10 protein-coding genes are annotated in these 10,815 nt (G+C 43.5%); 2 read left to right on the top strand and 8 right to left on the bottom strand.

Annotated features, from left to right (window positions below):
- Positions 1-127: 127 nt before the first annotated feature.
- From EWV68_RS10215 to EWV68_RS10230, 5 genes are all read right to left on the bottom strand, one after another.
- The gene (locus tag EWV68_RS10215; RefSeq protein WP_002758889.1) at positions 128-463 is read right to left on the bottom strand and encodes a XisI protein; all 336 of its coding nucleotides are present in this window, start codon (positions 461-463) and stop codon (positions 128-130) included.
- A complete protein-coding gene (locus EWV68_RS10220) occupies positions 451-867 on the bottom strand; it encodes an element excision factor XisH family protein (protein ID WP_002758888.1) in 417 nt (138 codons plus the stop codon). The genes EWV68_RS10215 and EWV68_RS10220 overlap by 13 nt, the downstream gene beginning before the upstream one ends.
- A gap of 144 nt (positions 868-1,011) precedes the next feature.
- Positions 1,012-1,215, bottom strand: a complete 204-nt coding sequence (locus tag EWV68_RS10225; RefSeq protein ID WP_002758886.1) for a DUF6887 family protein — start codon at positions 1,213-1,215, stop codon at positions 1,012-1,014.
- A complete protein-coding gene (locus EWV68_RS22085) occupies positions 1,199-1,354 on the bottom strand; it encodes a DUF6888 family protein (protein WP_425184095.1) in 156 nt (51 codons plus the stop codon). Before EWV68_RS22085 ends, EWV68_RS10225 begins: the two co-directional genes overlap by 17 nt.
- Positions 1,355-1,664: 310 nt before the next feature.
- Entirely contained in the window at positions 1,665-4,913 is a 3,249-nt protein-coding gene (locus EWV68_RS10230) for an nSTAND1 domain-containing NTPase (RefSeq protein WP_287169701.1), read from the bottom strand.
- A 274-nt stretch (positions 4,914-5,187) separates the two neighbouring features.
- Here EWV68_RS10230 and EWV68_RS10235 point away from each other — a divergent pair, with 274 nt between their 5' ends.
- Positions 5,188-5,562 (top strand): CU044_2847 family protein, encoded by a 375-nt coding sequence (locus EWV68_RS10235; protein WP_287169703.1) that lies wholly within the window; start codon positions 5,188-5,190, stop codon positions 5,560-5,562.
- A gap of 68 nt (positions 5,563-5,630) precedes the next feature.
- On the opposite strand, the gene EWV68_RS10240 is transcribed toward EWV68_RS10235, so the two are convergent.
- The 3 genes from EWV68_RS10240 to gcvH all read right to left on the bottom strand — a co-directional run bounded on the left by EWV68_RS10240 (position 5,631) and on the right by gcvH (position 8,143).
- Entirely contained in the window at positions 5,631-6,212 is a 582-nt protein-coding gene (locus tag EWV68_RS10240) for a hypothetical protein (RefSeq protein WP_287169705.1), read from the bottom strand.
- Positions 6,213-6,415: 203 nt separating this feature from the next.
- Positions 6,416-7,588: a molybdopterin-synthase adenylyltransferase MoeB gene (moeB, locus tag EWV68_RS10245; protein ID WP_012266195.1), complete on the bottom strand. Its 1,173-nt coding sequence runs from the start codon at positions 7,586-7,588 to the stop codon at positions 6,416-6,418.
- A gap of 159 nt (positions 7,589-7,747) precedes the next feature.
- On the bottom strand, positions 7,748-8,143 hold the full coding sequence (gene gcvH, locus EWV68_RS10250) for a glycine cleavage system protein GcvH (protein WP_002737085.1): 396 nt from the start codon (positions 8,141-8,143) through the stop codon (positions 7,748-7,750).
- Between the two features lie 246 nt (positions 8,144-8,389).
- On the opposite strand from gcvH, the gene EWV68_RS10255 reads away from it, so the two are divergent.
- Positions 8,390-10,815, top strand: a 2,426-nt coding sequence (locus tag EWV68_RS10255; protein WP_287169707.1) for an acetate--CoA ligase family protein, incomplete at its 3' end; no start/stop codon positions are given.

Genomic DNA, 10,815 nt, shown 5'->3' on the forward strand with positions numbered 1-10,815 from the left:
AAGACCAGAACAGAGTAAATCTGTTAAGGCAGGTGCGGAACCCCGCAAGGGAAAGAAGCAGAAACCCAAATCGTGAGGTTTGGGAATCGCCGTCCGTTTTACGGCGGCGAGGATGTCAATCTATAGCTTATTTTACAGCAAATTCAGTATAGGGTCGAATATGTTCGGGTTTAAAGGCAAGGACAATTTGCTCTTTAGGAATACCGGCGGCTAATAAATCAGTGGCAATACCGTCTTCGGTTCCGTCTCGTTGTATCCAGATTTTACCATTAATAATTTGTAAATGCAGTAAACAGCCATGTACTCTTTCTCGGTTATCCCAACCTTCTAAGAGAATTAGATAGTTATCAGAGTCTTTGTCAATAATGAGGAGGCGGTTTACCTCTCCAGTAGCATAGCGCAAGTTTGCATAATAACGGAGAGATTCAATAATAATTTTTCTCATATTTTCTAACCTATCCATCTTAAAATAACCTCCTCAATTTCGTCAAAAATTAATAATTTTAATCGTTTGTTGTCTAATAAAACTTGACCAATAGGATCTTCAAAAATATCGGCAAAAGCTTGTTGATGAATTGCTAAATATAAAGTTCTTTCAGATTTTAGTTTTGTCAATAAATCATAGTATAAAATATATTGTCCTAATGCTTTTTCTAAGTCGTCGATAGATGATTTGCCAACAAAACTTTTAATTTCAATGGCAATTTTTTGATTGTCTTTTTCGGCGGCAATAATTTTTTCTGCTCCTAAGTCAATATATAAATCTCTTTTTCCCCAGCGAATAATTAGGGGGTCATGGGTAATTGTCCAGCCATCTTTGTCTAAGGCAGTTCTCACGGTATCATGATAAATATCTTTTGCTGGCATTTTTATTATAACTGATGATTATTAGAGATGCAGCGATTTTGGTACTGTTGAAGAATCGGTGATTCGTCTTTTTCATCTCGTTCCCAGTTTCTACCTGAAGCATACATTAAGGCAGAACCTTGATACAAGCAAGTTAAATTGATTTTATTTATCCATTTTTGCCTTGAGAAATTCTTCTAATTTCTTCATGTCTTCTTGACTAGGAGTAAGGGTAAATCTAGTTACACCTGATTCAGTTCGCATTCTATCCATATAAATTCTTAGGGCTTCATCATCTTCTCGATGGGAGAGGACATATTTTCTTAATTCTGGGCGAGACATTTGGTAAAAATCAGGTTGATGATTCATCTTCAAACTCCACATTAGTGAGCAAGATGCTCACATTACTATTTTCATCATACCGAAATAGATGAATATCGGTATAGAAGTTATACAGGGTTTGACACATTCTAATGCAAGTAAGCATCTGTTCGGGAGTGGGTATCATTATTGATGGCTTTTTCCTCCAATTTACGAGTTTATACTTGTAAGTACCTAAGCAAAATTAATTACACATATCTAACCACCTCTTGCCTCTTGCCTCTTGCCTCTTGCCTATCTTCACTAGGAAATTAATTTTGCACGACTACTTAATAAGTATAGCATAATACTGGATTGAAACAGCGGCACAAGCATAACAGTTAAGTACCTAAGCAAAATTAATTACACATATCTAACCACCTCTTGCCTCTTGCCTTTTGCCTTTTGCCTATCTTCACTAGGAAATTTATTTTGCACGACTACTTAACAGTTAACTGTTAACTGTTAACTGAATAAACCGTCCTCGACGACGCAACTACCCGCAGCCCGATGTTGTAGTAGTTATAATCGGGAGTGTTCTTGCTGCGGACGGCACAACGGCAGCTTTCCTGTTTGACAGTCCACGAACCGCCCCGCATCAACTTATATTGAGAATTTTTTCCACTTAACCCCGCCCAGCCATCTGTTGGTATGCCTTCATAATTATCATGCCAATCATCTGAACACCATTCCCAGACGTTCCCGTGCATATCATAAAGTCCAAAGGCATTCACGATTTGAAACCTGCCTACGGCCGTCGTCCTTGCAGGAGCGGTTTGCTCGTAATTTGCCAAAGCGGGGTCAATTTTCCAACCAAAATGATAGGGCGGATAAATCGGATTTTGAATTGATTCTTCACTGATAACTGATGACTGATAACTGATAACTGACCTACAGGCGTATTCCCACTCTGCCTCACTGGGTAAACGGTATTGATAGCCTTTTCCTTTTTCCTGTGACCAGCGTGATAGTCTCTCACAAAATTCCACTGCTTCATACCAACTAATACATTCTACTGGTCGGCGGCTATTTCCTTTATAGTATGAAGGTTCTGGGTTGAGATCCCGTTCAACTTTAGGCAAAGAAGCCACTGCTCGCCACTGCGCCTGCGTTATCGGATATTTGCCCATCAGAAAGGGAGAAATCTTGACCTTGTGTTGCGGGCGTTCATCTGAATATACTCCTTCCTCTCCTTCAGAAGAACCCAGCCAAAACTCACCGCCGGGAACTTCCACTATTTCTAGGTTTATTCCGTCTTCTAACTCTTCGATTACTGTGGCTGGTAGTTCGTTTTCTGCGATGATTGAGAGGGCAATTTTTCCTTGCTTATCAACCTCTGCTGTCCAGATAGGAACCTCCTCTCCCCACTGTTTCAGCAACCAGGACGCTGACAGCCTTATCTGTGCTTTTTCCTTCTCATTTTCGAGTAAATTTCTCAACTTTTCTCGGCTTAAAAATGATTTGTTAGTTGCTTCTTTTTCTAAAGCTTGACAGTCTAAATCATCAATATCTGGCCTTCTCATATAAGAACGCAACTCCTCCTGGCTACTAGCTTGGAGAAACTCTTTAGCCAATTGCTTAGTCTCCACCGTGTCTTGATATTCTTGCAGGACTTTCTCCGCATCTGCTAACTTGTCACCCGACCACAAATAATACTGGGATTTGTTATTTTCTTGCCAGCTTTCTGCATCTTTATCTACCTGTTTGGCTAATTCTCTTCCCTTGCGAGTTTCGGTTCGCCACAGATTCAGGTTGTCCCACTTTTCAATTAAAGCTTCATGGGCTAAATCTATCCAAGCTTCTTCTTCTCGTTCACTTTTTCCCGTTACCAAAAGACGACCTTTGACTAATCCTTGGTTATCTTCAATCAGTTCTCTTAGGATTTTTTGTTCTGCTTGGTTATCTCTAGCCAAAGATAAAATAAAGGCTTTTGGTTGGCGCTTTCGGGTATCCTTTTCCCCATCTACTATTTGCAGGAGATTCAAGAAAATTCGCTTGATTAAAGCTTTCTCTGCTTCCGTTCGCTCTTTTACTGGTTTTTCTTCTTCATAATCCCTGTATTGATAAACTTTATCTGCATGACAATTTAATGCGCCTTCCATCCTACCTATCGCCTGGTAAGCATCTAAAGTAACCTGATACTTTGCTTCATCTCGCCTCTGCCAAAGCTGGGTTAAAGCAAACTCTAATAAGGGTAAAAATCCGGGTTCTTGTTTAATATCGTCAAGGATTTTATTGAGCAATTCTTTCGTAACTTCATAACCTTGCAGCTTGGCTGGTTCGGTGATAGCTTCTAGCAAATCTAATCCCCTTAGACCTGGCAGGTATTCGGCGTTATTTTGAATCAATTTTCGCAAAGAATCGTAACGCAAACAGGGTTCAATGAAATCCGCCCTCATGGTAGCGACAACTGCCAGAGGAGAGTCTGGAATTGTGGCAACTTGAGTAATCAATTCAATAAAGCGCTCGCGCTTGCGCTCGCGCTTTTTCTCTGGATCAAAAGTGAATAATTCCTCAAATTGATCTACCACCAGCAAGAATTTGTGTTCGCGGGGAAAAAGTTCTAATAGCGGGTTTAAGCCTTCGCTGGCTGGATTATTGATACATTCATCCAGCAATTTTTCGCAATCTGGAAAATAGGATAACAGTAGGCTTTCTAACTTTGACAACGGCTTAAATCCAGGCTTGATCGGTTCGAGAATGTGCCATCCTAATTCTTCCAACCAGGGTATCAATCCCGCCAGAACTACCGAAGATTTACCACTTCCAGAAGCACCAATCAGAGGGACAAAATTTAGCCGATCCAGCTTAGATTTGATGTCGTCCACCACTCGCTTGCGTCCGAAGAAAAATGGGCGTTCCTTCTTAGTAAACGCCAGCAATCCTTGATAGGGACAGCGCAATTCTCCCTTCTCATCTAGTAACGGTTTCACTTCTTTAACTTGAGGTTGCGCCCCATATTTGACCAGAATTAGCGATCGCCCAACTCCCATGCGAATCGGTTCTTGACCCTTCCCTCGCAATTCCCGCGAAACAAAATCAAACAGGCGATCGACACTAATTTCTCCCGTTTTTGGGTCCGCCTCTTTTTGGGACAATCCCTTCAGTAAAGCGGCGGTGAACAAACTGTATTCCTCATCTTGCCAAGCTTGCTGTTGTGACCGACAGGCGGCGATCAGGTAGTAATCTTGCTTCTCCTTAAACGCTGAGAGGCTAGGTTCCAGCAAAGTGCGATTTTCCGGATTTTCGGGCAATAACGCCCCTGCAACGCAACAGTCTAGCATTACCACCAGATTACTCAAACTAGAACGCCGTAATAAAGGATTGAGTTCTCGGTCTAAAGAAATGGCATTTTTGCCGTCGGGTTGGCTATCGGAGGTGGCGAGATAGGCTTCCCCGTCACCGATGCGATTGATCAGGCGAAACCCGTGTCCTGAAAAGTAGATCAAGACTTCTTGATTTTTGGTCTGCTCTCCCGATAAGATTTGCTTTAAGGCTTGCAAGACTTCATTCCCCGTTACCTTTCCTGGAACAACTTCGTAGCGTTTTTCTGCGGCAATCCAGCGATTGGGTAGGCGTTCTACATTCTCAAATGTCTTGGTATTCTCCAAGAATTGAGCAACAGCTTCTGCATCTTGGGCGGGTTTGCTCAAAGATGGCAGGAAACCGTAATCGTTAATGCCGATGACGAGGGCGTACCAAACCATAGACAGTCAGCAAGGGATAGAAATATTTTTTATATTAGGTTATTTTTTGGTAAACTGCAAGGAAAGCATAGGCCCTCCCTTAGATGACCTTTTCGGCTCTTCTCGACTTTGTGTGATAATTTTTGCTTATGGAATCGTGAAATGCTTACTGGGCAAGACTTTTAGGACTATTTTGCTGATATTCTATCAGTATAGACCCCGTTTCCACACCACAAGTATGGGAGAGCCAAGAAATAGTTAAGAAAAAAGTTAATTTTCAATTTTTGCATTATTTATGACTCGACTAACTCCGATCCAAATTGACGAAAACACTCTAATTTATATAGAGTCCACCGATGACCTGGAAATTCCGACCGAGACATTAAAAACGGAGGGAAGAGTTGCTAAAGGGGTAATTAATGTACCAGATAAACAGCAAATTTTACAGAATTTTCAGACAATTGAAGATACACTTCGTACTTACACTACTTACACTTTAAACGCTTTTCGCAATTTAGCCATTGCCAACATTGAGGAAGTCACTTTACAATTTGGTGTGGAAATCGGCGGTGAGGTAGGAATCCCTTATATTACCAAAGGAACCGCTAAAAGTAATTTAAATATTACGGTTAAGTGTACCTTTCCTAAGCCGCCGAACTCGTCTGATTGATGGTTCAATATTTAACGTTTTCTGGTTCTTCCGTATATTCCCAAAATAAGAGAGCCAAATAATCTTGATTAAGGTCTCTGGTCTTGATTTTGGGGATAACTGGGGAATAGATCTCTGGGGAAATCCTCGGCACTTAAACAGGTTTGTAAAGCTTGGGAGGGATTATTTTTGTCCACATCACGACTGACAGCGATAACGCATTGGGAAAAGCGCCCGGGTAATAAACTTTGACGACAGGAATCTAAAACCTGTCTAGAAATCCCTAATTTATCAGGTTCCTTGGCTGTTTCGGTTTGTTTGAGGGAATTAGTGGCAAATAAGGGGGCAGCGCGATGGATATCGACTACACAATTACCTAGGTCAATAGGACGACGCACTTGAAAACAAGCTTGCAGGGCCAGATTACCATCGATCGGGGTTTTGGATTTAATCATCACCACACACCGGGATAATTCTTTAGGAATTAATGCTTCTGAACAAGCGGTGGCGGCATCTTCGGGACTCACCCCCGTGCGGACAATCTGACTGATACAGGCACTAAATTGATTATTGTTGCCAAATGCGATCGCTGCTCGGTTCATTTCTACTAAGCCAAGGGAAATAGCAGCGATCGCGCTCCAACTAGCAATTTTTTTAATATGGTTTTTCATTGTTTGCTCACACCCAAGATTTTAAGGCTAACTCGCCACGATCTTAACAGATTCACAGAGAACAGGGAACACAGAGATGGGGGAAGGGAATTATGAAGTGGGGAGATGGGGGAATGGGGAGATGGGGGAATGGGGAGATGGGGGAATTTGACTAATACCCCAAAACCCTAACACCCCAAAACCCCAAAACCCAAGGGACAAAATTAGTATTCTGGTACAGTGGAATCGACTTCGCGACTCCAGGCACTGATACCACCTTTGACGTTAATTCCTTCGATACCTGCGTCTTTGAGGATAGCGAGGGCTTTAGCGGAACGTCCCCCCATCTTACAATGGGCGATAAGACGATAACCGTTGACTAATTCCTTAATTTTGGGAATTGCCGCACCATTCTCGATATCGGGTAGGGGAATTAACACCGAGTTGGGGATATTAGCGATTTGGTACTCGTTGGGATTACGCACATCGATGAGAATGTAATCATTGGCATTGCTGTCAATTAGTGCTTTTAACTCTACTACGGTCATTTCTGTCATTTTTTGCTGTTCTGCCGCTTCTTGTGCCTTCGCTTGCGGAATACCGCAGAATTGTTCGTAATCAATTAGTTTTTCAATAACGGGACGGATGGGATTCGGACGCAATTTTAACTCACGGAATTTCATTTCCCAAGCATTGTAAAGCAGTAAACGACCACTGAGGGTATCCGGAGCGCCGAGGATAATTTTAATGGCTTCTGTGGCTTGAATTGTGCCGATTACTCCGGGTAAAACTCCTAAAACACCGCCTTCCGCACAGGAGGGAACCATCCCCGGTGGTGGCGGTTCGGGATAGAGATCGCGGTAGTTGGGACCGCCTTGGTAGTTAAAAACGGTTGCTTGTCCTTCAAAGCGGAAAATTGAGCCATAGACGTTGGGTTTGTCGAGAAGAACACAAGCATCATTAGTCAGATAACGGGTGGGGAAATTATCCGTCCCGTCGATGACTACATCATAGGGGGCTAAAATGTCAAGGGCATTTTCGGAACTTATGCGGGTTTCGTACAAATCCACCTGACAATAGGGGTTAATTTCTAGAATTCTGTCCTTAGCGGAAACAATTTTCGGTTTACCTACCCAAGAAGTGCCGTGAATAATTTGACGTTGCAGATTGGAACTATCGACGATATCAAAGTCAACAATACCGATTCTACCGATGCCAGCCGCCGCTAGATAGAGTAAAAGCGGGGAACCGAGTCCCCCGGTGCCGATGCAGAGAACACTGGCGGCTTTTAGTTTTTTTTGACCTTCTAAGCCCACTTCGGGCAGAATAATGTGTCGAGAGTAGCGTTGAACCTCCTCTTTGGAAAGTTCGATCGCCGCGAGATTAGGATTTAGCATAGATTGGGTAAATAGTGAAACCTCACTCGATTCGGGCAAGAATTTCGTCTCAGCACGGTTTAGAGACAAAAATCAGGAAGACTCGATCGCTTCCTGGATTTTCAATTCTTTCTATGATTATGATAGTGTGAGGGTCTGGCTCCCTGTTGTTAATATTAGTTAACTTTCCCCTGCTACTTGGGCGCGGTATTCACTAGCGGAGAGGGTATCAGCCAAGGCAGTATCGGGATTTTCTACCCGCACTTTTAATAACCAACCCTCCCCGTGGGGATCATCGGCAATTAATTCGGGGGAGTCAATCATCGCTTGATTGCGATCGACTACGGTCCCCGAGACGGGAGGATAAAGATCTTCTACCGCTTTTACCGATTCGATCGTGCCGAAACTACTACCTACTTCCAGCGCCTCTCCCAATTCGGGCAATTCTAGAAACACGATATCACCCAATTGATCGACGGCAAAAGCACTAATTCCCAAGGTAGCGATTTCACCTTCGAGTCTGACGTATTCGTGGGTTTCTAGGTATCTCAAATCCTCGGGATATTCCAGTTCCATCGTTTGTCTCTAAATATTTACAGCATCAGATAGTTTACTAGATCTCTTGGGGAAAATGTTCATCGGCTAGGGCTGTTTTATTGCCAACCCTACCTAGACAAAATTAATTACACCGATCGAACCCTGATTAAACAGCTAAAATTGGTCTAGGTCGATCGGGGAACATCGGAACACTGGAACAGTAAGGGTTAGCTGCTTTTTTAGCTCACTTAACAATAACTGGTTTAAATACCTCCTAGCCCACTTATGTTAAATTCCATCTTAGATCCTCGCGGTGGCGAACATCAAACTATAAGAGCCTTTTTTGAGCCAAAAACCATCGCTGTGGTGGGATTTAATCGCCAAAATCCCCAACTTGATCGCACTCTTTTACATAATCTCCATCATAATCCCGGTCAGCGCCGCCTTTATCTAGTTAATCCTCACCCCGAAAACTGGCTCGATCTTCCCAGCTATAGCAGTTTACCAGATATCCAGGCGGCGATCGATCTGGTAATTATCACGGCCCCCGCTCCCGAAATTCCCGCTATTATCGCCCAATCTGTCGAAAAACAGGTTAAATGCGCCCTGATTCTCTCCACGGGTTTTCGGGAAACCGGCCAGATGGGGGAAAATTTACTCAGGGAAATTAAAGCGATCGCTGGTCAAAAATTACGCATCATCGGTCCCCATAGCTCAGGAATCAGCAATCTCAGCCAAAATCTTAACGCCACCTTTTCCCCCATCCTGCCGAAAACTGGTTCAATTGCCCTGATTAGTCAAAGTGGGGCGATCGCTGCTGCCGTGCTTGATTGGAGTTTAAGCGAAAATGTCGGTTTTAGTCACTTTATCTCCCTCGGAGTTCTTTTAGATGTGGATTGGGGCGAATTACTCTATTATTTGGGAGACGATCCCCAAACCAAAAGCATCGTTATCTACTTGGAATCCCTGAATAATGCCCGCTCTTTTCTGTCCTCAGCCCGAGAAGTTGCCCTAAATAAACCAATTATCGCCATTAGTCGCCACAGTACCGACTTTGACCCCACTTCTCTTTCCCATGCTGGCAAATTGACCAGCGATCAGCTAACTCTCTCCGCTGCCTTTGCTCGTTGTGGCATCGTGGAAGTACAAAGACTGGCCGATCTCTTGAATATCACGCAAGTTTTAGCGAAAATTCCCCGATTTCCCCAGGGAAAACGCTTGACAATCATCAGCAATGGTTTTGCTCCCGCTCTTTTAGCGGCCTCGGCTTTACTGGCGGAAGATGGACAACTGGCAACCCTTACCCCCGCAACGATCGAAAAACTAGCTCCTCTTGTTCCCGCGGATATTGTCCCCCAAAATCCCATCGATCTGCGTCGCGGCAGCGATCCCCATAGCTACGCTCGCGCCCTAGAGATCGCTTTAGCGGATGCACATACCGATGCGGTGTTGATGATTCTCTCGCCTCGCTTTAACACCGATCTGCGAGAAATTGCCCATAGAATCGCTTCAATTGCTCAAAATAGCACAAAACCCATTTTAGCAAGTTTGATGGGGGGAGAGGGCATTGCAGAGGGAGTAGCGTTATTAAATCAGCAGGGTATCCCCACCTATCGCTATCCCGATTCGGCGGCCCGGGTGTTTAATTTGCTCTGGAAATATGAAGAGAATCTGCGCGGTCTTTATCAAACGCCAATTTTAACCAATTCTCAGGAAAATGGCTCCGATCGAGTTTTAGTTAGCCAGATTATCGAGCAAGCAGGGGATAGAACAATTCTCAGTGAGCCAGAGTCTTTAGATATACTCAAAGCTTATGGAATCCCTGTTATTGTCACTAAAATTGCTGAAAGTGCCGCAGAAGCAGTTAATCTCGCTGAATCTCTCGGTTATCCTGTGGTGATGAAACTGCATTCCCAGACGATTATCCATAAAAGCGCGGTGGGTGGGGTACAATTGCCGCTTTTTTCCCCCATGGCAGTCGCACAAGCATATCAGGCGATCGAAGCTAATGTTAGCGCACAAGTGGGTCGGGAGCATTTTCTCGGGGTGAGTATTCAACCGATGTTAGAGATCGATCGAGGATATGAGTTAATTATCGGCTCTAATTACGATGATCAGTGCGGACCGGTGATAATTTTCGGTACTGGTGGCCGTTTAGTCGATATTTTTCAAGATTACGCCACCGCTCTACCTCCTTTAAATACTAATCTCGCTCGCCGACTTTTAGAAAAAACCAAGATTTATCGGGCTTTTCACGGGACAAATGGGCTTAAATCGCTTAATTTAGCGAATTTGGAGCAAATAATCGTTAGATTTAGTCACCTAGTCAGTGAACAACCTCGCATTAAAACTATCGATATTAATCCCTTTTTTGCCGATTCAGAGCAATTAATCGCCCTTTCCGCTTCTATCCTTCTTCATACTCGAACTACACCCCCAGAAAAGTTATCTCATCCGGCGATTCGTCCCTATCCTGAACATTATATAGGTCCTTGGACGACGAAAAGAGGCTTAAAGGTGCTAATTCGTCCGATTCGGGCAGCGGATGAGCCTTTAGTGCGACAATTTCACCATTATCTCTCGGAAGAAACTATTTATTATCGTTATTTTCACCTTGTCAATCTCGATCGCCAAACCGCTTATGATCGTCTTACGCGCATTTGTTTTATCGACTACGATCGAGTAATGAGCTTAGTGGTAGAGATTAATAA

Origin of the sequence: Microcystis sp. M_QC_C_20170808_M9Col (genome assembly GCF_007095495.1) — a bacterium.
Taxonomy (GTDB): Bacteria; Cyanobacteriota; Cyanobacteriia; order Cyanobacteriales; family Microcystaceae; genus Microcystis; species Microcystis aeruginosa.

Coding starts and splice junctions, on each gene's coding strand:
- EWV68_RS10215 (WP_002758889.1), bottom strand. CDS start 463: ATGGATAGGTTAGAAAATATGAGAAAAATTATTATTGAATCTCTCCGT.
- EWV68_RS10230 (WP_287169701.1), bottom strand. CDS start 4,913: ATGGTTTGGTACGCCCTCGTCATCGGCATTAACGATTACGGTTTCCTG.
- EWV68_RS10220 (WP_002758888.1), bottom strand. CDS start 867: ATGCCAGCAAAAGATATTTATCATGATACCGTGAGAACTGCCTTAGAC.
- gcvH (WP_002737085.1), bottom strand. CDS start 8,143: ATGGAACTGGAATATCCCGAGGATTTGAGATACCTAGAAACCCACGAA.
- EWV68_RS10235 (WP_287169703.1), top strand. CDS start 5,188: ATGACTCGACTAACTCCGATCCAAATTGACGAAAACACTCTAATTTAT.
- moeB (WP_012266195.1), bottom strand. CDS start 7,588: ATGCTAAATCCTAATCTCGCGGCGATCGAACTTTCCAAAGAGGAGGTT.
- EWV68_RS10240 (WP_287169705.1), bottom strand. CDS start 6,212: ATGAAAAACCATATTAAAAAAATTGCTAGTTGGAGCGCGATCGCTGCT.
- EWV68_RS22085 (WP_425184095.1), bottom strand. CDS start 1,354: ATGATACCCACTCCCGAACAGATGCTTACTTGCATTAGAATGTGTCAA.
- EWV68_RS10225 (WP_002758886.1), bottom strand. CDS start 1,215: ATGAATCATCAACCTGATTTTTACCAAATGTCTCGCCCAGAATTAAGA.